The following is a 23,543-nucleotide window of genomic DNA, read 5'->3' on the forward strand; positions in this document are numbered from 1 at the left end:
CGGCTTCTGCACATGCGTGCATCACGATATTTGCTATTCGCATCCCTTTTCATTTTTCCATTGTCCGCACAGTCCGATGCTGTCTTCCACGTCGCACCGAAACCGCTTGCCGCTGATGCCGTCACCGAGGATTGGCCGATATTCTTAGGCCCGCGGCACAATATGACCTCACGTGAAACAAGGCTCGCAAGAACGCTGTCACCGAATGTGCCGCGCCTTGTCTGGGAAATACCGAAAGGTGATGGGTATGCTTCGCCGGTCATACACGGCGATCGGCTCATACTTTTCCATCGGGCGGGGAATGAGACCGTTGTGGATTGCCTTTCTGCGGCAATGGGAAAACGATACTGGCGTTTCGCATATGCTATGACCTATAAGGACCGGTATCGCAGGGATCACGGTCCGCGTGCAAGCCCGATGATCGATAATGGCATTGTGTTCGTCATCGGCGTCGAGGGCATGCTGCATGCGCTTGATTTGGCGAGTGGGGCAATTTTATGGAAGAAAGATATCATATCTGATTTCAAACTGAAACAAAATTTCTTCGGGGTCGGGGCGACGCCGCTTGTCGAGAACGGCATGCTCATCGTCAATGTCGGGGCGCCGGGCGCGACGGCGGCAGCTTTCGACTGCCGAACGGGAAAAATGATCTGGGCTTCCGGCAACGAGTGGGGGCCGAGCTATGCCTCGCCGATACCGACGACAATTCGCGGTGAGCGGCATGTGTTCGTGTTCGCAGGAGGGGAGAGTACGCCGCCCTCAGGCGGGCTTATCGATATAGACCCGGCGAGCGGGAGGATTCGCGCATCATTCCCCTGGCGCGGAAAAAAACGGGAATCAGTGAACGCGGCGAGCCCGCTCATCGACGGTGAACGAGTGTTCATATCAGAATGCTACGGCACCGGGAGCGCATTCTTTTCGATAACGCCGGACGGTATGAAACCGGTATGGACGAACGATTCCATCGGCGTTCATTTCATGACGCCTGTCATAAAGGAAGGATATCTCTACGGTGTTGACGGCCACGGGCCGGGGAATGCATTTCTTTTCTGCGCGGAGCTTGCGAGCGGACGCGAGCTTTGGCGTACGCAGCCGACGTGGAGCGAGGGCGCGGACGAGGATGCCGGGACATATCTCTGTTCGCTCTTGCAGGTTGACGGACGCATCCTATGTCTGGGGGAAGAGGGGCATGTGCTCTGGATAGACCTTTCGCCGGGCGGGTATCGCGAGCTCTCACGTTCCCGGCTGTTCCATGCGAACGAGACATGGACGCCGCCGGTGATAGTGCGCGGGCTTCTTTATGTCTGTCAGAACAGGCGCGGGAAGGACGGCACATCGATGCGGCTCTTGTGCTATGATATGCGGGATACGCCGTGAAGGCGCAGCGGCGATAATGAGAAAAGGCCGCCCGCACAGCGGACGGCCTTTTCTTTCGGAAAAGCGGAGGTTTAAAAACGATAGATCGCTTCGATCCCCCAGTTCGCTGTATTCATGATGTCGGCACCGGCACCAAGTACGCTCAGATTCAGATCGATCTGAAGGTCCTTGATCGGAGTAAAGCTCAGTCCTGCCGAGAATATAGTGTTCAATGTCGACGTATACGTTGACGATGCGCTTGCGGTTTCGGCCTTTGGGCCAGTGTAATTGGTCGTCACCGAACCACCGCCTGTATTGGTTGATACGGAGATATACTGGAAATCGTCGACCTTCGATACCGTCGTGGTCGTCGTGCTGGTGAAGTTGTAGCTTACCGCCCCGCCAACGCGCAATGTAATGAATTCCGCCAGGGCGACTTCCGTATAGAGCGGCAGCGCAGCGCTTGCATTCCATGCGCCTATCGACACGGCTGACCTGTTATTGTTCGGGGTGGTGAGCGTTCTCGTATAGGTATTCGTAATGAACAGTGTAAAGTTCGTCGCTGCGTCCTCGTAACTGGTGTGCGTGTATCCTCCGGTAAGGTAGGCGCCGATACCCACTTTTATATTTTCGGTCACGCGCGCAAGCATGAACGGATATACCGTGGCAGTGATAGGTAGCGACATGTAGCCGCTGCGATACGTCACGTTCGATATCGCGTGCGTGATTTGTGTCGCAGCCAACATGATATTTGTCGTTGCTGCCCGATAATCAAGAGCGGCTGTGGTGGAGCCCATTATACTGCAGGCGATGTTCAGTTGTCCCATCAGTTCGAACTTTATGGTATCAGATGCCGAGATGATACGGACCATGGGGGCAATGCCGATACGATAGGTCCCAAAATCGCCGAGGCTGATCTGGTTGCTCGTATAGTTCGACATCGGGATGCGGAGAAGGGCTTCGTCGAAAACAAAGTTCGTGGGGGTAGGCATGAACTCATTGGAGGCATTTAGATTGTAATTCGTTCGCGCATTGTATATTCCGCCGGTGATGGGCAGATAGATCATCAGATCTCCCATCATCAGCGCCGGCGTGATCGTCAGTACATACGATGAGTTATTGATCATCCCGCCGTTATAATTCGTCGAAAGCCGGTTCGATATCATGCCGCCGGCCACCGCGGGTACTTCCAGCATGGTGCTGTTCGTTGGGGTGCCGGTCAAATTCAATGAGCCGCCGTATGCGTTCTGGTTCATGGCAAAGTTACCAAGTATGCCGAACTTCATGCCATCGAAACCTACAACGGCGTTCAAGCTGCGAACGGATGTATCGTTCCATGTGCCCGATGTCGTTGTCGTTATATTGGCGTTCGTGCCAATGCCTGCAAAATTCGTCAATAGCGTCGTTGTGATGGGCGAGCTTGACGACATGCTTTCTTTGTCCCGCAGATAGAAACCAAGGCGTACCGGGCCGGTAAGCCCTATGCCGGCGCCGAGATATCCCTGCGAGAAATTGAGATCGGCAACGTTCTTCTGTAATTTGAAAATAAAGAGCGGGTCTTGCAGATAATCCGTGTCGTTCCTCATCATGAACAGGCTGCTGTCATATTGAAGCGAAGCGAATGACGTCCCCGCGAGAATGCAGACCGCCATTACTGATGTGAGAATCTTTTTCATCTTCTTTTACTCCTGCTTTTCTTGAATTACGGGACAGTTACGTTCGTTCCTGTTAAAAAAAAAGATACCGCATATGCGAACGACATATGCGGTATCCATAACTTTCGCTGCGGACCTATTCGCTTATCGTCTTCATGATCTCTGCGATGGCTTTTGCATTAATATCCTTGCAGACATCGACGAAATTCGAGGTGTCTATCCGGCTTTTCGCCTCAAATTTGAGGAGGGGGCCCGATTCCACACGAGCGGACTTAGCCACAACACCTTTGTTCGCCCTGCTCTTGACATAGACCGTGACCTCTACGGCAACGGACGCTGTGCCATTATCGAACAGGAATTCCTGCGTTTTTTTCAGGATAGAATATTTCGCGTGAACGAATCCCACGCCATCGATGGTCGGCGGCAGGTCTTTTACCGCATTCGGCACATCGCCAGAATCTTCCTGCACCCGCGAATATCCTTCTGCTTCAACGAATGGTGCGAATGAGACCATCATCGGCTTCAAGGTGTCTTTTACCGATTTTGCGGAAAAAACGATATCTTCCGGGGCGAGTTGGAAGGGGAATCGTGCTTCCGGCGAACGCATGATATCCTTCAGATTATTTGCCACGGCCTTCATATCGAAATTCTCCGTCTTCCCCAGGTTGATCAGGGTGATGCCGCCGCTGTTCGGTTTGGGCAGGTCCGGCCGGTGAATGTCCGTGCCCACGGTCACGCTCAGCAATGCGACAGATTTGATCGACGGCAGCAGGTCTTTCTGATACGAGCTGCATCCCGCGATGATCATTGCCGCAATTCCGGCCAGTACGATCATGATCTTTTTCGATTTCATACAAAAACTCCTTGTCAATGATTTTGACAGGAAGATTCTATACTGCATCGGCATGTTGCCTATCGTACAAAGGTATGATATTTATCCACCGCCGCGGTCTCATACGAAAGTATGAGAATAAACGGCTTCGGAGAACCGCATCAGATACAAAATTGCTTGATGATGAAAATATAATGGCAATGGGTAGCGAAAATCCTGAAATTAATATATACTTCATTCGATCCTCAGTGTAAGGAAAATATCATGGCAGAACAGCAACCGCATCCGCTCAAAGAGATAAAGGTCAATATGGCATCGCTCTACCGTGAGGAGACGTTCTCCGATCTCGGTGTGGCGACCATTCGCGTGATGACACCGGTGAAACCGGACGGCACGAAGGACGCCGCACGAGCCGTGCTCTATACCGGACAGGCGAGCATCGTCACGGAAATGGGGCAGCTCCCGCTTTCGTTCGCTCTCGAAGCGGCAAGCGTCGAGGACGCGTTCAAGAAATTCCCCGACGGCATGAAGAAGGCCTTCGATGAGATGATGCAGGAGATACGCGAGATGCGCCGTGAGCAGCAGAACCGCATCGTCGTGCCGCGCGGCGGCATGCCCGATATGCCCCCCGCCGGCGGAAAGATACAGCTCAGATAATGTTCTCGTCTACTGACGGAACGACAGCGGCGGTCTTCCCGCATACCGCTTGAATGTCCGTTCGAAATTCGCGATATCATTGAAGCCGGCCTTCGCGCAGATGCGGCTTACATTCTCCTTCGTGGTCTCAAGCAGATGAATGGCGTACTGCACGCGTTTGCCGATGAGATACTGCTTGAACGGTTTTCCGGTGAAACGCTTGAACTGCTCGCTCGCATATGTACTGTTCAGTCCGCAGATGTCGGCGACCATACGGAGCGTTATGTTCTGCGTAAAATGCGCGTCAATATGTGCAAGCACCGCGCCCATCGGCCCGACGGCGCTTCGGTCCGTCCGCCCCGCCGAGAAGGACCGCTCGATGACCGCAAGAAGCTGCATGAGAAGCCCTGCGATCGCATTACGGTAGCAGGCGCGCGCGGCGGAGAATTCATCCTGCATCGCGTTGACGATCGCGATGGCCGCTGTTCGCTCCGCGCGGGCATAGGTATGTCCTCTGGCGCTGAGATAGAACGGCGCGAGCGGCGTGGATAACGGGGAAAGCGCGTTCGTGAAAAGATCGCCCGAGAACATGATATTGGTGATGAGGAGCGGCCCTTCATTGAGATGAAAGCCGTGGCGTTCGAACGGATTTATCAGTACGATATCGCCTGCGGTGAGCCGATGGTGTCCGTGCTCGAGCATATGCATCGCCGAACCCGAGCGCACGAGAAATATCTCATAGAAATCATGCGAGTGCAGCGGCAGCGACGGTTCTTCCACATCGATGATCCGGAACGGAAAATCCGCCGCGGCATATTCCGCCAGATGATAATGCGTCTTTATGTTCGCCGCCATCAGCCGCCCGCGATGCGCTTCAGCGCGGCAGCGATCGCATCCGCGAGAATATCATAGGTAAGCGATTCGCGGTAGGTGATGCTGAAGGCTCCGAAACCGAACGTGGTCCCCGAAACGGCGAGCGGTATGATGAGCACGCTCTGCGCTGCCGATTCGGTGATGATGCGTCCAACAGGAAGCGCTCCCTCGGGCAGGGCCGGCGCGTTCCCCCATGTCGCAATGACGGCGGCGGTCTCGGCGCACCCGCTGCTCGGTATCGGTGCGGGAAAACGCGCGATGAGACCGCTGTCAATGGTGAGGTAACCGGTACCGCCTTTGAGCGCAGCGGCAATGTCCGCTTCCGATCGTGCCGCATTGAGAGTACGCGTGAGCCATCGTATCGATCCGAGTTCCGTACGAAGCGTCGCCCCCGTGCCGACCTGGTGTGAAAGTATCTTTTCGCCGATATAACCGTGCACCTGAGCGACAGCCCGTTCGATCGTGCGCATGCTCCGTTCCTCGAAGAATTTCGGCGAGAGGTTCCCGGAGATGACAGCGAGTGCCTGGTACCACGCGGTGATGTCCCCGCCCGAACGTATCTCGGCAGAGAACATCGCGTGCATCGCTTCGAGGAAGACCTTCTCTTCCTGGTCGGAGGACAGCCCGCAGGAAAGCGCGGTAAGCGCGCTGTCAAGACCGGCGTAGATCGCCGTTTCGGAAAGCATCGAGCGTCCGAGCGCGGCCAACATCCCGGTGCGTACGGATTCCTTCCAGGCGTGCCTGTCATCATATTCGGCATCCGATCTGTTCTGCGCAACGGCGTTGAAACAGCCGCAGGATTTCCGGATGATAAGGTCGGACTGCAATGTGATATCGGCAGGGGTGTTCCCTGCAAGCATCTCGATGAGCTGATGTGCGGCGCTTTCACCGAGCTCTTCTATCTTCATCCGGACAGTACTGAGCGGTACCGCGTTATGGCGCGCGGCCTCGCTGTCGGCGTGCCCGATAAGGGCGTAATTCCTTCCCGACACAAGACGTTTCGATCTGAGATATTCCTCGGCGCCGAGGGCGGAGCTGTCGTTCGCGGCTATGACGGCATCGAAACCGCATCGCCGTTCTTCCCATAAAAGCTGTGCCGCCTTTTTGCCCATGACCGGGGAGAACGCCCCGTCGGCAACGAGCGAACCGTCGAACGGTATGCCGTTGCGCGCAAGCCCTTCCTTGTACCCTTCGAATCGACGTTCGGCTTCGTCGTTCCCGGGTGGTCCCTTGATGAAGGCGATGCGTTTATACCCGTGATGCGTGACAAGGTGATCGACAGCGGCGGCGATGCCGTTCCTGCTGTCGCTTATCGTCGCCGGTACATTGGGTATTTTCCGTGATATCGTCACGAGGGGCGTGCCGCGGAGCGGTTCGATGACCTTTGCGATGAGATTTTCGCTGCCGACGACTGCCCCCGCACCGGTGGCAAGTACGGCCGCAGCATCGAAGGTGCCGGCGAATGCGGCGCGCCAGCTTTCCCAATCGAACGTGGTCACCCCGTCGGTCAATTCGAAAGCGATCACCGGTGAACCGCGGCGAGCGGCAACGGTGCTCAGGCCCTTGAGTATGCGCATTGAGTATGTGCGGTCGAATTTGCCGGCAAGAAAGAACAGTCTCGGGCCGTTTTCTATCGGCGTTCCGATATTCGATTGGACAACCATCGTATTTCCTTGGGCATGGGGCCGACATGTCGCTTGAGAACACCCCGGATAGTATAGCAGTACCCGCGCGCGAGTCAAGCGACGCGGCGTCGGACGCGGTGCAGGATATCCGTACGCTTCCGCTACTTGTAATATGGAATTTCCATGGTAATATAGGCGTCAGTTACTGCGCATGAGACAATTCTTCATTATATTTGCCGCTGCGATACGTGAACGCTATACATGGTTCATCGGTACGCGTCCTGGGAAATGGGTCGCTCTCCGCCTTCGTACGCTCAAACGTTATTACGATGCGCTCACGATACGGCGTATTGAGCGTTTTTTCTTTGCCCTCGTCATGATCGGAGCTGTCGTTGCCGGGATATTCCTCGGCCTCCTTGTGGCGGCGGTGCGAACCCAGCCGGATATCGCGAAGCTCGAGAATTACCGGCCGACGTTACCGACGAAGATACTCGACGTGCGCGGTGAGACGATAGCGGAGATATTTGCAGAAAAACGTGACCTCATCGAATTCGACGATATACCCGCGGATCTCATCAATGCCGTCGTTGCCATGGAAGACAATGACTTCTATAAGCATATCGGCATCGATGTCTGGGGTATCCTTCGTTCGGTGGTAGTCGATGTGCTCACGCTCAGCAAGAAACAGGGGGCGAGCACGCTCACGCAGCAGCTTGCGAGGAACATCTTCCTCAGCCGCAGGAAGACGTTCTATCGGAAGATACAGGAAGCATGGTGCGCGCTGCAGATAGAACGAAAGTATACGAAAAAAGAGATACTTACGCTCTATTTCAATCAGATATTCTTCGGGCACTCGGCCTACGGTGTCGAGGCGGCGGCAAAATTCTATTTCGGCAAGCATGCGAAAAGCTGTACGCTCGCCGAATGCGCACTCCTCGCAACGCTCCCGAAATCCCCCAATGAATATTCGCCGGTGAACAATATCACCAAGTCCATGCGCCGGCACCGCCTCGTCCTTTCGCGTATGACGGACCTCGGTTTCATCAGCACGAAGGAACGCGACGAGTCGTATGAGGCGTTCTGGACGGAGTATCAGTACCGTATAAAGAAGAAAGGTGCAACCGCGTATTCCGACACCGATAACAAAGCGCCCTACTTCACCGAATACGTTCGGCAGGTGCTTGAGGCGAAATACAGCCCTGAGCGTGTCCGTAATGAAGGGTTCAAGGTCTACACGACGCTCGACTTGAAGAAGCAGGCCGCGGCCGCCGAGGCCCTTAAAAAGGGGCTCGATGAGCAGAACGAATTCTATGCCCGCTACAGCAAGGTGCTCGAAGAAGCGTTCGGGCAGACGCTCCTTGACAGCGTGGACCTCCTGACGACATTGTTCGGCGTGCCGGTGAACATCGGAGAAACGAAGATACAGTCGGGGCTGCAGAGCAAGCTCAATAAGGATGTGCTCCTCCCGCTCTATGAGGTATCGCTTATACTCGGCGTGAGCGACGTGAACGCCCTTGTGTATGAAGCGATGCAGGATGAGGACGATGATATTGCGAGAAAAGTGGAGGGGGCGCTCATCGCCATGGAGCCGCGCACCGGGCACATCGCAGTGATGATCGGCGGGAGCGGATTCACCCCGAACAATCAGGTCAATCGTGCTACACAGGGGCGCCGGCAGGCGGGAAGCGCGTTCAAGCCGTTCCTCTATTCATACGCCATACAAAGCAGGAAATTCACCGCGTCATCAGAGGTTATCGATGCACCGGTGGCATATCCCCTCGACGACGGGAATATGTGGGTGCCGGAGAACTATTCGGGCGATCACAAGGGCCCCGTGCCGCTCCGCTATGCGCTTAAGAATTCCATCAACGTCGTTTCCGTAAAAATCCTTGATGCGCTCGGTATCGATACGCTCATAAAGTTCGTTACGCCCATATTCAACGCCGAGACGCTGTCGATGCAGCGGCGCATGTTCCCGAAGAACCTGACGCTCGCGCTCGGTACCGGGGTCGTTTCTCCGCTCGAGCTCACCACGGGGTTCGCGGTGCTCGCGAACGGAGGCGAGGAAGTGCGTCCGCTTGCCATACGGTATGTGGCAGATCGTAATGATAATCTCATCGACAGCTTCGAGCAGGAACAGCAGAAGATGTATCACGTGAAGGGCGGGAAGAAGCGTCTTATCGAGCCGGAGGCCGCGTTCATCGTGACCGATATGCTCAAGGATGTCGTCACCGAAGGGACCGCATCCGCAGCTATCGAGAAAACGGGGTTCTCCCGCCCTGCCGCGGGGAAGACCGGTACGACGAGCGACTGGCGCGATGCATGGTTCATCGGCTACACGCCGCAGCTCGTGTCCTGCGTATGGATGGGCTTCGACAGGAACGAGCTCTCGCTCGGACGCGATAGAGCCGGCGGACAGATAGCCGCTCCGGTGTGGGGCGAATTCATGAAGAAGGCGCTCACTGGTACCCGATATATGGACTTCAAGAAGCCGCGTGAGGTGGTGTCCGTACGCGTCTGCAGGAAGAGCGGCGCGATACCGACGGAGTACTGCCGCAAGACGATCGATGAATACTTCATCCGCGGTACGACGCCGCTTGACGTCTGCTCGCGCTGTCAGCTCGACAAGGAACAGACGGACTGGAGCGACAGCGTGCTCGATAAGTATCATAGAAAATCCGATAAAAAACGTTCGCTCGATTTCGAGTTCTGACGGCGCATGCCACGCAGCGAGATAATCGTCGGCCATTTTGACGGCGCGCTCTTTACCTGGCAGGCCGAGTATGTGAAAAAAATACTCTCGAAATGCATGAAGGAGCGCATCTATACGCAGCCCCTGGCGCTTGCCGACCGTGCCGATGCGATGAAGATAGCCCCGCATATGTTCACTGCGGCCGGGGTATCGTTCGAGCTGCCGGCACGGGTGATACACGATCATATCGTCGAAGGCATCGTTGACTGTGCGGCATTGCCGCTGGAGATACTTCCGCTCGAGCTCCCGTTCCCGCTGGCACTTGCCGGCGTCGTCGGCCGCGGCAGCGGGCGTGAAGCCTTTCTTTCCCGGAGCGGGGAGGGCTTCCGATCGATAGCACCGGGGAGCCGCGTCGGCGTGTATGCAAAGCGTCAGCGCACGCAGGCATCGCTCATGCGCTCCGATCTCGTCTATACCCCCGTATCGCCTGATATCGGGATGCTCATCGGCATCGAGGGCATGCGCTCCGTCGATGCTGTCTTCTATCCGGAGACGGATGTGCGGCGCATGTCCTACGACCGCTCTATCACCGAGATAATATCGATGGATGCGATGCTCCCTGCGCTCAGGGACGGCATTGCCGTCGTTGCACACCGTGAGAACCGTGCCGTTCTCGATGCGATCGCAGGGGTCATCGATGCCGCGTCGCAGCGCATCTACGCCATCGAAGATGCGTTCCTCCGCGATTTCAATCCGGTCTATGATGCGCCGTTCGCCGGATGCATTACCATAACCGGCAGCGAGATACGGTTCGCGCTCCGCGCCGTCGATGAGGATACGCTTCGTGCGTTCGATGATGAGTACCGCATACATGAGCCGTTCGATGCGCATGCCTTCGGACGGGACTGTGCGTCGCGCTTTGAGCGCAAGGGCGGTAGAAGCCCGCTCTCCAAACATCGATAACCCATGGCGACCATCGCCCTTATCACTCCGCCGTTCACGCAGTTGTCCGCCCCCTATGCGGCAACACCGTTCCTCGCGGGCACGCTCGTGCGCCGCGGCCATACGGTCCGCCAATACGATCTGAGCATCGATACCGCGCTCCGGTTCTTCTCACGCGACGGGCTCTCGCGGCTTTTCGATGACGTTGCCGCCGGTACGTTCGCGAAGAAAAAGGAAGTGCGCCGCTTCCTTCGGGACAGGGACGCCTACTGTGATACCATCGATGCGGTCATTCGTTTTCTTCAGGGGAAGGATGTGTCACTCGCACGCCGCATCATCACCCGCGACTTTCTGCCTGAGGGCCCGCGTTTCGCATCGCTTGCCGAAATCTCGTTCTCATCCCTTGCGCTGACCGATGCCGCTGTCCATCTCGCGTCGCTCTATATCGATGATATCCATGATCTTGCGCGATCGACCGTGCTGCCGGACTTCGGGCTCGGGCGATACCGTGAACGCATCGGGCGCTGTGCATCGACGTTCGACGAGATACACCGCGTGCTCGGTAATGAGGATATCATCAGTGCGCTGCTCGGCGAGGCGCTTGCCGCATGCGATCTTTCCGGTGTCTCGCTTGCCGGGATAACGATACCGTTCCCGGGCAATCTCTTCGGCGCGCTTACGGCGGCGCAATGGATAAAAAAGCATCATCCGTCGATGCCTGTTGTTATCGGCGGGGGCTATGTCAACACCGAGCTTCGTTCGCTTTCCGATGCCCGCATTTTTGATCTCGTCGACTACATTACGCTCGATGACGGTGAAGGCCCGCTGCTTGCGCTCATCGACCGCATCACATCCGGCGGCGATCTCGTGAGGACATTCGTGCGTGAGAACGGCGCCGTCCGTTTCATAAAGGGGGCGGATGCTCTGCCCATCGATCATGGTGCGCCGCGTTACGACGGACTTCCGCTCGATCGGTATATCACGCTCATGGAGTCGTGTAATCCGATGTTCCGCATCTGGTCGGAGCGCGGCTATGCGAAACTGCGTGCCGCACACGGCTGCTATTGGCATCGCTGCGCGTTCTGCGATACGACGCTCGATTATATCTGCCGCTACGCACCGTCGACGGGAAGCGCACTTGCAGATCAGGCTGCCGAGATACAGCAGCGTATCGGCATATCTGCATTCCATTTCGTCGATGAGGCCATGCCGGCGAACGTCATGCGCACATTCTCGGAAGCGCTTCTGGAACGGAAGATGACGGCGACGTGGTGGGGCAATGTGCGTTTCGACCGCTCATGGACGAGGGCGCTGTGCGCTGCGGTAAAGCGGGGCGGGTGTGTCGCGGTGACGGGCGGGCTTGAAGGCGTTACGGACCAGGTACTTACGAACATGAACAAGGGGATCTCTATCGGCGAAATGGCATGTACGCTCCGCAATTTCAGCGAAGCGGGCATACTCACGCATGCGTATCTCATGTATGGTTTCCCCTCGGCGACTGACACCGATACTGTCGATGCGCTTGAGATAGTACGGCAGCTGTTCTCGCTCGGTATATTGCAGAGCGCGTACTGGCATCGATTCGCACTTACGGTACACAGCGAGGTGTTCCATCGCCCGAAAGACCTCGGTATTACGGTGACCGGAACGCGCGGGGCGTTCGCGAACAATGATGTTGCGTACGATGAAAAGGAACCGCTCGACTGGATGGGCGACGGCCTTAACGCGGCGATATTCAATTATATGAACGGCAATGCGCTTGACCGCGATGTCCGGGAATGGTTCGATGAGGATGTGCCGAAGCCGCGTGTCGGGAAGAAATACGCGGCGAAGTTGATAGCGAGCAGGTGATCGAACATGCTGCTCGCCATCGAAAAGAACAAGGGCTCATGAGCCCTTGTTCTTGATCGTTACGCATCCTCGCCCCTTCATTCCCGTTGCAATGACGCATCCACACTGTATAATGGCCGCTTCATGGAGTACCGATGAGCATCCGTACGAAAGTTATTTTCATCGCATCGCTTGCAGCAGTAGCCGCATTTGCCTTTTCGCTCCGGATGGTCGCCATCGATTGGGGCGTACCGACACAAGAAATTCAATGCGCATCGTTCCATCCCGATGAGCCGCAGCTCATGACGGCGGTGGGTGAGATAAACATCGCCAAAGGCGATCTCGAACCCGACGGCGGCCATTTTGAGGGGACGTTCACCCATTACGTGTATTACGCGGAAGCGCTCGTGCTCCGTGCGTTCGGAGTGCTTACCGCGCTCCCGCATGAGTTCGTGAAGTATGATACGAATTACAGGACCATGCTTATCGCCGGTCGAATAGCGACCGCGCTCTTCGACATCGCTGCCGTAGTGCTTATCGCTCTGCTCGTGTTCAGTATGACCGCTTCGCCGCTCGCCGCCCTCATATCCGCTGCCATGCTCGCCTTTGCGCCGTTCGAGGTGATACATGCGCACTACATGCGGCAGCATGTCATCGTGAACTCTATGGTCGTCGTCATGATGATGCTCTCGTTCCGCATGTACTCCACGCGTCATCTGTGGCGGTATATCATCTGCGCGGGGCTGCTGGCCGGTTTTGCCACGGCTGCTCGATATCCATCCGGCATCATGCTTGTGTTGCCGGCTGCAGTGCTGTTCTTGCGCGCTCGGATTATCCGCCGCGGCGGCACGACAGAGAATGACGATATCCGGGTTCCGCTGCTTCCGGCATTCGCTCTGCTCGGCGCAGCCTGTCTTATCGGTTTTTTCATCACCGATCCGTTCTTCTTCATCAATATCAAGAGCGCGTGGAAATGGGTCAATTATCAGAAATCATTCGTTCCGAAAACGAAGATGACCGTTGACGGCATACTCGACCTCGGACGCGTGTGGACGTATATCTCCTATCTCCTTCCGTCGGGGACGAAACCGTTCCTCTGGGCGATATGGTATGCATCGGCGATATTCCTTGCTTTCGTCCCGCGGTTCTACCGCTACACGATTCCGCTCGCCGTGCTCATGATCGTGTACGGCTATCCCATGGCGAAAGGCTATGCCGACCCGATGTTCATTCGTCCGACGCTCTATCTCTTCCCGCTCTTCGCGTTCGCCGTTGGTATGGCGATACATGAACTCCGTTCGCGCTTTCCGAAGATGTCATTTGCGGCTGTCGCCGTGGTCGCGGCCGGTACGCTTGCCTCACTATGGTATACGGGCGCGTATCTCAAGGGGATGATGCATGATCCGCGTATCGCCGTCTATGACCATCTGAAAGGCGATGCGCGCGAGCGGCTGTCCCTCGGGTATTATCCCGTCGGCTGGTCGGATTGGTATATCTTCGAGCCGTTCACGAACGTAGCGGGCAAGCGCATGACGATAACCGTTCCGCCGTTCACGAACAATGCGCGTCCGGATTACATACTCCTCGCGCATGTCGATGATTTTCCGAAGACGATGTGCGGTGCCGGGGTCACGACGAATTATCTTACTGCCGTTACGAACGCACGCTATACGATCGAGAAGAAATTCGAGGTGCGGCGCACGCTCTTCGGCGTCGACTTTACCGATGTGCGTCCGCCGGCCGATCTCAATTACCCGTTCCCGGTCTATTATCTCCTGAGAAGGAATGACGGGAAGTGATGACTATGCGCTGGTTCAACGGCAGAAGAAGGAGTTCCCTATGTCACGATATCTGATCGTCGGCGGTGTCGCCGGCGGTGCGAGCGCTGCGGCACGGCTTCGCCGTCTCGATGAACGCGCAGAAATAACCGTGTACGAGCGCGGCGGCTTCATGTCCTATGCGAACTGCGGATTGCCGTACCATATCGGCGGGGTGATACGCGAGCGCAATGCGCTTTTCGTGCAGAATGCGTCAGCGTTCAAGAAGCGTTTCAATGTGGATGTGTTCGTCGGTCACGAAGTGATAGAGATAGACCGCGTGAAAAAGTCGATGAGCGTCCGCGATATCGCCTCCGAAAAAATGATCGCTGACACGTATGATAAACTCATCCTTTCACCCGGTGCTGCGCCGATACGGCCGCCGATACCGGGCATCGATGCGAAGGGCATATTCACGCTCCGCAATGTCGCCGATACGGATGCTATTGTCGCGTATGCCGCGGAGAAAAAAATATCGCGTGCGCTCGTCGTCGGCGCCGGTTTCATCGGCGTTGAGATGGCGGAGAACCTTCATGCGCGCGGCGCCTCGATCGCCATCGTCGAGATGCTCGATCAGGTATTGCCGCCGTTCGATCGTGATATGGCCGTGCTTGTTCATGAGCATATACGCGCGAAAGGCGTTGCACTTCATCTTGGGGTGAGCGTGACATCGTTCCGAGGCGACGCGAGCGGTGTTACGGCCGTGCTTTCGGACGGGAAAGAGCTTACTGCCGATATGGTGATACTCTCCATCGGCGTAGCTCCGGATACTGCCATCGCGAAGGCTGCAGGGCTTGATTGCGGCGAGCGGAACGCCATTCTCGTCAATGAGTATCTGCAGACATCGGATGCATCCATTTATGCGGTAGGCGATGCCATCGCGTTCTGTCACCCGATATTCGGGAAGGCGATGCCGACGTATCTTGCGGGACCGGCGAACAAGCAGGCGCGTATCGCTGCTGATAATATCGTGCTTGGAAATAAGAAAAAATATCCCGGGAGCATCGGCACCGCCGTCGTGAAAGTGTTCGACAGCACCGCTGCGCTTACCGGTGCTTCGGAAAAGATGCTCGTGAAGGAAAAGATACCCTGCCGTTCATGGATAGTGCATCCGGCATCGCATGCGTCGTATTATCCCGCTGCCGCGCCGATGTCGCTTAAGATCGTGTTCTCCCCCGAAGGGAAGATACTCGGCGCACAGGCCGTCGGCGGCGACGGTGTGGATAAGCGCATTGATGTCATCGCCGCATATATGAAAATGGGCGGCTCCGTGCGTGACCTTGCCGAATTCGAGCAGGCATACGCGCCGCCGTATTCGTCGGCGAAGGACCCGGTCAATTTCGCCGGTTTTGTCGCTGAAAACATCATCGACGGTGTCATGAAAGATATGTCCTACGATGAGCTACGTGCGCTGCCGAAGGATGCTTACGTCCTTGTCGATGTGCGTACTTCTGCGGAATGCGCACGCGGCATGCTCGACGGTGCGGTCAATATACCCGTTGACGATATGCGTTCACGCATCGGCGACGTGCCGAAAGGGAAGAAGATCGTCACCTATTGTGCGGTCGGGCTCCGGTCGTATATCGCGGCACGGATTCTCATGCAGAACGGGTTCGATGCGTACGATCTAAAGGGCGGCTATCGGACCTGCGATGCCCTTCGGCGAGGGTGATGATTTCATGTTCCAGTTAAGCGAAAATGAATTTGAGAGTTTGAGGGCCAAATTGGTACCTCAAGAGGGGAATATGGCTGACCATGTATCGACTTGAAAACCCGCTCGGGCTTCTGCTCTTCCTTCTCTATCCACTCCTCATTGCGTTCTATGTGATGCGGCTTACGCGCGGGAGCGGTGGGGAGATGCGATTCCCGTCCATCGACACGCTCCTGTCCGTGCGCAATACCGCCGGCATCGTCCTGCGGCATTCGCTGTCCGTGCTCCGTCTCCTTGCGCTCGCCATGCTCATCATCGCCTTCGCCCGCCCGCAGGGGCCCAAGCGCGTCGGCGAATCGAGCGTTGACGGTGTGAACATCATGCTTGTGCTCGATGTGTCGCCCACCATGAACGGTACGGATTTTTCACCGAACAGAATAGAAGCTGCGAAGAGGGTGATAGCATCGTTCGTTTCCGAGCGTCCGAACGACAATATCGGCCTCGTGGCGTTCTCCACCGAGGCGCATGTGAAATGTCCGCTTACGCTCGATCATCCGATACTCAATAATCTCCTCACCCAGATATATGCCGCTCGTACGGGGAGCACGTCCATCGGACTCGGCATCGCCGTCGGCGTGGGCGCGCTCAAGAATCTCAAGGCGAAAAGCTCGGTCATCGTACTGCTCACCGACGGCGATAATAATTCCGGGGAGATAGACCCGCTCACCGCGGCGGAGATAGCGAACACGTTCGATATCCGCATACACACCATCGGCGTGGGGAAGCCCGGCACCGAGATAGTCGCCATCGGCGGCATGCAGATGCAGATAACGCTCGATGAGGAAGTGCTCAAGAAGATCGCATCCATGACCGGCGGCGAGTACTTCAATGCGCGCAATAATGAAATGCTCAGCCGCGTGTATAAACGCATCGACGAGCTTGAGAAGACGAAGATAAAGGAGCGGCGGCGGACGGATTACCGCGAGCTCTACGGAATATTCATCGTGCTTGCGCTCATATTCCTCGGGCTTGAGATACTGCTCGCATCCACGAGGTTCAGGAAAATACCGTAAGGGATACCCGGGTGACACATGGAACTCACGTTCGAGAAAGACTATCCGTTCATCATCTATCGATACCGCATCCCCTCGGAACTGAAAGCGCTCCATCTGCATAATTGCTTCGAGATAGGGCTCATCGAGAACGGCGCGGGCGCGTTCCATGTCGACAGAAAATCGTATCAGTTCCGCGCGGGCGATATATTCGTCATATCACGCCTTGAGGCCCATCGTGCACGGACGAACGGCGGCGCGTCCGACGCGTTATTCATCTATGTCAGCGATACGTTCCTGGAGAACGTCGTGTCATTCACCGGTGAGCGCACGATATACGGACTTTTCTCCCTTGCCGGCATCGCGAATCAGTATCGGGACGAGGGCGATGCGTCGCTCATACGCGGCGTTTTCACTGCGCATACGGCGGATCACAGGCCGCTCGTGCGTTCGATGATGGCCGAGCTCCTTGTCCGCATCGCCGGGCGATACCGACGCGTCATACAGAGCGCGCGCGGTACCGACGATTTCGGCGATTCGCTCCTTGCCGTCTATGAACACATCAACAGGAATTTTTCGCACGGCATCGATGCCGATGAGCTCGCGGCGATAGCGGGACAGAGCCCGTCACATTTCCGGCGGCTCTTTAAGCGCTACGCCGGAACAAGTCCGCGTGACTACATCACCGCACGGCGGCTTAAGAACGCGTACCTCCTCATACACGAGCGCGGTATGAAAGCGGCGGAAGCGGCCCGTGAGTCGGGGTTTCAGAGCTATGCGCTCTTTCACCGGCTGTTCACCCGCGAATACAAAATGCCGCCAGTCGCGGTGAAACGATCGGGCAAGAAGGGGAAAACCACAGAGGAAAAGCAGAGGGAATAAAGTGGTCGTGCATCGGTGCGCAGGTCCCTTGTCGAGCGCACGTCATGGAGGGGCGATTGAAAAGTGTATGTAATTGGTCGTTTCTTCATTGACCTGCTGCGGTTTCATATCTATGTTCTTATCATCTCGCTCGTAAAGGAAATACCATGATACACAAATGGATCACGATTACGAACGGCGACCTCCGCGTCGAACGGGAACAATGCATCGACGAGGGCAAGGATATCGCTTCGGTCGAGAAGGAATTCGATGCGCTTTCCTCGCTCGATCTTGACAATGATATGTCACTTCAGGCGCGTGCTGAGGTACTGCTCGATAAGACCATAGCCCTGCCGCTGAAGAAGGACTATCCGTACGTGGAACCGTCCGACCTCGACGGCATACGCAAAGAACGCCCGAATGGTGTGCGGAAGATGAAGTCGTCAATGAGCGATGATGCCCTTATGGACAAAGTGCTCGGTGCCTGGCAGGGGCGATGCGCGGGCTGTCTGCTCGGCAAGCCTGTCGAAGGCTGGCGGACGCCGAAGATGTGGGGTTATCTCAAGGACAGCGGGCGATTCCCGCTCACGGATTATTTCCGGAGCGATATCGATTCGTCGATCATGCAGAAATATGAGATAAACCCGAAGGGATGTTTCATCAACAATGTCGACCGCATGGTGGAGGATGACGATACGAACTATACCGTTACCGGTTTCGTGCTGATGAAGCAGAAAGGCGCCGCTTTCACATCATCCGACATGGCGGCGTTCTGGATGCAGAACATACCGCTCCTCCATGTGTGTACCGCCGAGCGTGTTGCGTATAGGAATTTCACGAACAGCATGGAGCCCCCGCTGTCGGCGACGCATCGCAATGTGTATCGCGAGTGGATAGGCGCGCAGATACGCGGCGATTTCTTCGGGTACGCGGCGCTTGGTTCGCCGGAAAAGGCCGCCGAATTCGCCCATCGAGATGCGTCCATTTCGCATGTGAAGAACGGCATATACGGCGAGATGTGGGTGGCGGCAATGCTCGCCGCGGCTCCGTTCGAAAGCGATGCGAAGAACGTCATCGAGACAGGGCTTTCGGAGATACCGAAGCGCTCGCGTCTGGCGAAGGATATTGCACTCGTGCTCAGCTGGCATGCGGAGGGCATCGGCTATGATGAAGCGATAAAGCGCATACATAAGCAATGGGATGAGAATAATGGGCATCACTGGTGCCATACGAACAGCAATGCGCAGATCGTGGCGCTTGGGCTCCTCTGGGGAGAGAACGATTTAGAGAAGACGATATGCCGCGCGGTGGAGGCGTGTTTCGACACCGACTGCAACGGTGCCACCGCCGGCTCTGTCATGGGCATGATGCTCGGCGCGAAAAAGCTCCCGTCGAAATGGATAGCGCCGATGAACGATACGTTGAACACCGGGATCGACGGATATCACACGGTGAAAATATCGAAGATAGCAGAGGAGGGGTTCGATATTCATCGTTCTCTGCGTGAGGGCGGGGCGCTCTAGACTGACGTGTCTGAAAATTACCATGACCGTCCGAATCTTCCGGCGATTTTCATGTGGTCCTGATTGCATTTCATTCCCTGCGTAGATATAGTAGTGAGCAGGGAGATCATTGATATGAACACATGGCACGGTATATTCCCTCCGCTCGTAACACCGCTTGCGTCGGCAGATACGCTCGATGTTGCCGGGTTCGATCGCCTTGTCGAGCATGTCATCGCGGGCGGCGTTCACGGGATATTCCTCCTCGGCACGACAGGCGAGGGTCCGAGCTTAAGCGCGAAACTCAAATATGAGACGGTTTCCGCGGGATGCCGTGCTGTCGCAAAACGCGTTCCTGTTATGGTCGGCATTACCGATACATCGTCGATAGAGTCGCTTGCCCTTGCCGCACATGCCGCAGCATGCGGTGCGGATGCGCTGGTCGTGGCACCGCCGTATTATCTGCCGCCGGGACAGGAAGAGCTCCTCGAATATTTGGCGCACCTTGCGCCGAAACTTCCGCTGCCGCTTTTTCTCTACAACATGCCCGCGATGACCAAGGTCCATATCGATGTTGCCACCGTGGTGAAGGCCTCAGCGATACCGAACATCATCGGGATGAAGGACAGCTCCGGTAATATGATATACTATCACGAGCTTCTGACCGCGCTCCGCGGCAGGGATTTCCCGCTCCTTATCGGTGCGGAGGAACTCCTCGGCGAGTCGATATTGTTCGGCGGCTCAGGCGGCGTCCCCGGCGGGGCGAACATTGCGCCGTCGCTCCATGTCTCAATGTATGCTGCGGCAATGGCAAAGGATACCGCACGGATGCTCGATCTACAGAAAAAGATGTTCGCTCTCCGCGAGATATATCGCGTCGGTCATTATGCATCGAGCGGCATCAAGGGGGTAAAATGCGCGCTGTCCATCATGGGCATATGCAGCGACTTCATGGCCGAACCGTTCCATAATTTCCGGTCAGCGGAACGGGAAAAAGTTCACGCAATTTTGCAGACATTGAACATCGCATAAGGAAGGCCGCATGACGTTCAACGAAGTGCATTTTCATGACCCGCGTACAAAAACCTATCTCGGCAGTCCGTCGATAGTGCGCGCACCGGATGGCGCGCTTATCGCCGCGCACGACTATTTCGGCCCCGGCTGTCCGCGCAATCATGAGAATGAGGAACATCTCACGAGTATCTATCGCTCCGAAGATGACGGCGCAACATGGGAACAGATCACGCATATCGCGAATGCTTATTGGAGTACACTGTTCACGCATCGCGGCGCGCTTTATCTTTTCGGCGTATCGCAGCAGTACGGGTCGATAGTCATACGCAGGAGCGATGACAGCGGCTTCACCTGGACACATCCTGCCGATGAAAGATCAGGGCTGCTGTTCCACGGCGGATACTACCACGAGAACCCGAATTATCACACTGCGCCGGTGCCGGTACTTGTGCACAATGGCCGCATCTGGCGTGCATTCGAGGATTGCGTTGACTGCGTGTGGGGCGGCGGTTTTGCATCGTTCGTCATCTCCGCCGATGAGAATGCCGATCTCCTGAATGCATCAAGCTGGACGATGAGCAATAAACTCACGTTCGATTCGAAGCTCATTCCGAACGGCGTTACGCCGGTACGCGAATGGGGCTGGCTTGAGGGGAATATCGTCGCCGCGCCGGATGGATCACTGAAGAACATTCTGCGCCTCCATTCGTGGATGAGCGGCAAAGCGGCGATGCTCGATGTAAGTGCGGACGGGAAGAATATCAGCTTTGATGCGGCTAAAAGCTTCATCGATATGCCCGGCCATCATTCGAAATTTACGATACGCCGCGATCCGAAAAGCGGGAACTATCTATCGTTTGTGAACGCAACAAAAGACGATCCGAACTACTGGCGGCGCAATGTGCTTTCGCTCGCTGTTTCAAGCGATTGTATTCACTGGAAGGTGATCCGGGAGCTCATCCGGGATGATTCGAAACTGTCGGCTGAGGATTCGGGGAAGTTCATCGGTTTTCAGTATGTTGATTGGCAATTCGATGGCGATGATATAATCTATCTTGTGAGAACCGGTTATGATGGTGCGCATACGTTCCATGATGCGAATCGGATCACATTCCATCGGTTGAAAAAGTATGTTTCGAATGGAAAAAGTGCATAATCTACGGCAAAAAGTCAATTCCCTTGCAGGGCCCCGGTAGTATCTTAATGCTACAATAAGCGACAGCCGGGAGGCACGCAATGAGCTTCGATAAAGCCCGATTCATCAAGCCCAACATTCCTTTTGTTCGCGAATACAGGGAGATCAATCCCGCGCCGATGTTCCGCCGCACATTCACGCTTCCGCGCTTCACGAAGGCGACGCTCCGCGTATGCGGGCTCGGATACGGTTATTACTGGCTCAACGGGAAATCGGTCTCTCAGGATAAGCTGACAGCGCCGGTAAGCGATTATTCGAAGACGCTCTGGTATACTGTGTACGATGTAAGCGAGCTCCTGACCGAAGGGGAGAATATCGCTGCGGTGATATGCGGCAACGGCTTCTTTAATGAGGCTCACCAGTCGTCATGGGGGCATAACGAGGCGAAATGGCGGGATAATCCCAAATTCATTCTGGAACTCGATGTTGACGGCAAGACCGTCCTCGCAACGGATGACAGCTGGAGATGCAAGCCGGGATCAGCCGTGATATTCAATCAGCTGCGGAGCGGCGAATATTTTGACGCGCGTCTGTACGATCCGGCATGGAATACCCTGAAATACGATGATTCTGCCTGGGAGAAAGCTGTCGTCGACACGACACCGCCGACGGGGACATTGCGCGAATGCCTGTGCGAGCCGATACACGAGTGCGCGGTATATCCGACGAAGAATATCATCAAGACGGGCGAGCATCGGTATATCTTCGATATCGGCCAGAACATCTCGGGATATGTCCGTCTCCGGACAAAGCAGAAAGCCGGTGATGTTATCACTATGCGTTATGCAGAGCAGATCAATGAGGATGGTTCCCGGCAGCTCAATGAGATGGATAAATTTTATAAGGAAAGCCCGTTCCAGACCGACAAGTTCATCTGCAGCGGCGAGGATTTCACGTGGTCGCCGATGTTCGTGTATCACGGCTTTCGTTATATCGAATGTGAGGGGATAACCGCGCCGCCGCCCGCGGATATGGTGAGCGGCGTTTTCGTACATCAGGATGTAGGGACTGCCAGCACGTTCGAGTGTTCTGACAATATGCTGAACAAGCTGTTCCGTATCGGACAGATGGCGACATTGTCGAACCTGTTCTACATGCCCACCGACTGCCCGACGCGCGAAAAGCTCGGCTGGGCAAATGATGCGCAGGCCTCCACCGAGCAGATGCTCACGAATTTCACTATGGTGAAGTTCTTCGAGAAATGGATACAGGATATTTTTGATGCTATGCGCGATGACGGCGCCATGCCGGGCATCATTCCCACCAACGGCTGGGGATTTACCTGGGGCAATGGACCGGTATCCGACGGCGTGCTCTTCGAAGTGCCGCATAAGATATATCTCTTTTCCGGAAAAACTGATCTCCTTGTCAAAGCGCTCCCGTATTTCAAGCGCTATTTTACGTATCTGCTTTCACAAGCCGACCCGGCGGACGGGCTTGTCGGTTTCGGTCTCGATGACTGGGCGCCGCCGACGCCGGACAGCAAGGCGCGAACACCGGCAAAATTCATCAATGCGGTACTGTATATTAAATTTCTGCGCATTGCGCTTCTGGCCGCTCGCTTCGGTAAAAGCACTGCTGACGAGAAGACGTTCACGGCAGAGATCGATCGCATGACCGCGCTCGTAAAAAAGCAGTACATCGATCATGGCGCCTGTACGGTGAACGAACAATGCGCTGCAGCCATGCTCATATTCCATGGCATCTACGATGACCTTGCTCCGCTCAAGCAGCAGCTTCTGCGATTAGTCGAGGAGCAGGATTTCCATCACACCTGCGGCATGGTGGGCTTACGTCATCTCTACGATGCGCTCACTATCTGCGGTGCTCCGGAGTATGCATATCGGGTGATCACGGCGAAAGGATATCCCGGCTACGGCGTCTGGCTCGACGGGGATGCGACAACGCTCTGGGAAACATGGCAGCCCGGGCATTCGAAGAATCATCACATGTATTCCGATTTCATGTCATGGCTCATGAAGAATATCGTCGGCATACGCCCGGTGTTTG

17 protein-coding genes are annotated in these 23,543 nt (G+C 55.9%); 13 read left to right on the forward strand and 4 right to left on the reverse strand.

The window, feature by feature from the left end; translation table 11 throughout:
- The first annotated feature begins 12 nt into the window (after nucleotides 1-12).
- Nucleotides 13-1,377, forward strand: coding sequence for a PQQ-binding-like beta-propeller repeat protein (locus tag AABZ39_15655; protein MEK6796215.1), 1,365 nt, complete (start codon nucleotides 13-15; stop codon nucleotides 1,375-1,377).
- A gap of 71 nt (nucleotides 1,378-1,448) precedes the next feature.
- On the opposite strand, the gene AABZ39_15660 is transcribed toward AABZ39_15655, so the two are convergent.
- Together AABZ39_15660 and AABZ39_15665 are read right to left on the reverse strand one after the other, a co-directional pair.
- Complete coding sequence (locus AABZ39_15660) at nucleotides 1,449-3,032, reverse strand: hypothetical protein (protein MEK6796216.1); 1,584 nt, start codon at nucleotides 3,030-3,032, stop codon at nucleotides 1,449-1,451.
- Nucleotides 3,033-3,147: 115 nt separating this feature from the next.
- Nucleotides 3,148-3,864 (reverse strand): hypothetical protein, encoded by a 717-nt coding sequence (locus tag AABZ39_15665; GenBank protein ID MEK6796217.1) that lies wholly within the window; start codon nucleotides 3,862-3,864, stop codon nucleotides 3,148-3,150.
- A 243-nt stretch (nucleotides 3,865-4,107) separates the two neighbouring features.
- Between AABZ39_15665 and AABZ39_15670 the strand changes: the two genes are divergently transcribed.
- Entirely contained in the window at nucleotides 4,108-4,500 is a 393-nt protein-coding gene (locus tag AABZ39_15670; GenBank protein MEK6796218.1) for a hypothetical protein, read from the forward strand.
- A gap of 9 nt (nucleotides 4,501-4,509) precedes the next feature.
- Here AABZ39_15670 and AABZ39_15675 read toward each other — a convergent pair whose 3' ends face one another.
- Nucleotides 4,510-5,334, reverse strand: coding sequence for an AraC family transcriptional regulator (locus AABZ39_15675; protein MEK6796219.1), 825 nt, complete (start codon nucleotides 5,332-5,334; stop codon nucleotides 4,510-4,512).
- On the reverse strand, nucleotides 5,334-7,016 hold the full coding sequence (locus tag AABZ39_15680) for a substrate-binding domain-containing protein (protein ID MEK6796220.1): 1,683 nt from the start codon (nucleotides 7,014-7,016) through the stop codon (nucleotides 5,334-5,336). Before AABZ39_15680 ends, AABZ39_15675 begins: the two co-directional genes overlap by 1 nt.
- A 172-nt stretch (nucleotides 7,017-7,188) precedes the next feature.
- Here AABZ39_15680 and AABZ39_15685 point away from each other — a divergent pair, with 172 nt between their 5' ends.
- From AABZ39_15685 to AABZ39_15735, 11 genes are all read left to right on the forward strand, one after another.
- On the forward strand, nucleotides 7,189-9,690 hold the full coding sequence (locus tag AABZ39_15685; protein ID MEK6796221.1) for a PBP1A family penicillin-binding protein: 2,502 nt from the start codon (nucleotides 7,189-7,191) through the stop codon (nucleotides 9,688-9,690).
- A gap of 6 nt (nucleotides 9,691-9,696) precedes the next feature.
- The gene (locus tag AABZ39_15690; protein MEK6796222.1) at nucleotides 9,697-10,632 is read left to right on the forward strand and encodes a hypothetical protein; all 936 of its coding nucleotides are present in this window, start codon (nucleotides 9,697-9,699) and stop codon (nucleotides 10,630-10,632) included.
- A 3-nt stretch (nucleotides 10,633-10,635) separates the two neighbouring features.
- A complete protein-coding gene (locus AABZ39_15695) occupies nucleotides 10,636-12,462 on the forward strand; it encodes a radical SAM protein (protein MEK6796223.1) in 1,827 nt (608 codons plus the stop codon).
- A gap of 134 nt (nucleotides 12,463-12,596) precedes the next feature.
- Nucleotides 12,597-14,240 carry a hypothetical protein gene (locus AABZ39_15700; protein MEK6796224.1) on the forward strand — a complete coding sequence of 548 codons (1,644 nt, stop codon included), beginning with the start codon at nucleotides 12,597-12,599 and terminating at the stop codon, nucleotides 14,238-14,240.
- Nucleotides 14,241-14,280: 40 nt separating this feature from the next.
- Nucleotides 14,281-15,930: an FAD-dependent oxidoreductase gene (locus AABZ39_15705; GenBank protein MEK6796225.1), complete on the forward strand. Its 1,650-nt coding sequence runs from the start codon at nucleotides 14,281-14,283 to the stop codon at nucleotides 15,928-15,930.
- Nucleotides 15,931-16,013: 83 nt separating this feature from the next.
- Nucleotides 16,014-16,982, forward strand: coding sequence for a VWA domain-containing protein (locus tag AABZ39_15710; GenBank protein MEK6796226.1), 969 nt, complete (start codon nucleotides 16,014-16,016; stop codon nucleotides 16,980-16,982).
- A gap of 18 nt (nucleotides 16,983-17,000) precedes the next feature.
- Nucleotides 17,001-17,843, forward strand: coding sequence for an AraC family transcriptional regulator (locus tag AABZ39_15715; GenBank protein ID MEK6796227.1), 843 nt, complete (start codon nucleotides 17,001-17,003; stop codon nucleotides 17,841-17,843).
- Nucleotides 17,844-17,989: 146 nt separating this feature from the next.
- Nucleotides 17,990-19,345 (forward strand): ADP-ribosylglycohydrolase family protein, encoded by a 1,356-nt coding sequence (locus AABZ39_15720; GenBank protein MEK6796228.1) that lies wholly within the window; start codon nucleotides 17,990-17,992, stop codon nucleotides 19,343-19,345.
- A 114-nt stretch (nucleotides 19,346-19,459) separates the two neighbouring features.
- Nucleotides 19,460-20,356 carry a dihydrodipicolinate synthase family protein gene (locus AABZ39_15725; protein MEK6796229.1) on the forward strand — a complete coding sequence of 299 codons (897 nt, stop codon included), beginning with the start codon at nucleotides 19,460-19,462 and terminating at the stop codon, nucleotides 20,354-20,356.
- Between the two features lie 10 nt (nucleotides 20,357-20,366).
- Complete coding sequence (locus tag AABZ39_15730; protein MEK6796230.1) at nucleotides 20,367-21,494, forward strand: sialidase family protein; 1,128 nt, start codon at nucleotides 20,367-20,369, stop codon at nucleotides 21,492-21,494.
- An 80-nt stretch (nucleotides 21,495-21,574) separates the two neighbouring features.
- On the forward strand, nucleotides 21,575-23,543 hold a 1,969-nt coding region (locus AABZ39_15735), incomplete at its 3' end, for a family 78 glycoside hydrolase catalytic domain (GenBank protein ID MEK6796231.1).

The sequence above is a fragment of the Spirochaetota bacterium genome (assembly GCA_038043445.1).
Lineage (GTDB): Bacteria > Spirochaetota > Brachyspiria > Brachyspirales > JACRPF01 > JBBTBY01.

Bases quoted from the DNA above. Each gene is read 5' to 3' on its own strand.
- AABZ39_15655 (MEK6796215.1), top strand. From the start codon at position 13: ATGCGTGCATCACGATATTTGCTATTCGCATCCCTTTTCATTTTTCCA.
- AABZ39_15660 (MEK6796216.1), bottom strand. From the start codon at position 3,032: ATGAAAAAGATTCTCACATCAGTAATGGCGGTCTGCATTCTCGCGGGG.
- AABZ39_15665 (MEK6796217.1), bottom strand. From the start codon at position 3,864: ATGAAATCGAAAAAGATCATGATCGTACTGGCCGGAATTGCGGCAATG.
- AABZ39_15670 (MEK6796218.1), top strand. From the start codon at position 4,108: ATGGCAGAACAGCAACCGCATCCGCTCAAAGAGATAAAGGTCAATATG.
- AABZ39_15675 (MEK6796219.1), bottom strand. From the start codon at position 5,334: ATGGCGGCGAACATAAAGACGCATTATCATCTGGCGGAATATGCCGCG.
- AABZ39_15680 (MEK6796220.1), bottom strand. From the start codon at position 7,016: ATGGTTGTCCAATCGAATATCGGAACGCCGATAGAAAACGGCCCGAGA.
- AABZ39_15685 (MEK6796221.1), top strand. From the start codon at position 7,189: ATGAGACAATTCTTCATTATATTTGCCGCTGCGATACGTGAACGCTAT.
- AABZ39_15690 (MEK6796222.1), top strand. From the start codon at position 9,697: ATGCCACGCAGCGAGATAATCGTCGGCCATTTTGACGGCGCGCTCTTT.
- AABZ39_15695 (MEK6796223.1), top strand. From the start codon at position 10,636: ATGGCGACCATCGCCCTTATCACTCCGCCGTTCACGCAGTTGTCCGCC.
- AABZ39_15700 (MEK6796224.1), top strand. From the start codon at position 12,597: ATGAGCATCCGTACGAAAGTTATTTTCATCGCATCGCTTGCAGCAGTA.
- AABZ39_15705 (MEK6796225.1), top strand. From the start codon at position 14,281: ATGTCACGATATCTGATCGTCGGCGGTGTCGCCGGCGGTGCGAGCGCT.
- AABZ39_15710 (MEK6796226.1), top strand. From the start codon at position 16,014: ATGTATCGACTTGAAAACCCGCTCGGGCTTCTGCTCTTCCTTCTCTAT.
- AABZ39_15715 (MEK6796227.1), top strand. From the start codon at position 17,001: ATGGAACTCACGTTCGAGAAAGACTATCCGTTCATCATCTATCGATAC.
- AABZ39_15720 (MEK6796228.1), top strand. From the start codon at position 17,990: ATGATACACAAATGGATCACGATTACGAACGGCGACCTCCGCGTCGAA.
- AABZ39_15725 (MEK6796229.1), top strand. From the start codon at position 19,460: ATGAACACATGGCACGGTATATTCCCTCCGCTCGTAACACCGCTTGCG.
- AABZ39_15730 (MEK6796230.1), top strand. From the start codon at position 20,367: ATGACGTTCAACGAAGTGCATTTTCATGACCCGCGTACAAAAACCTAT.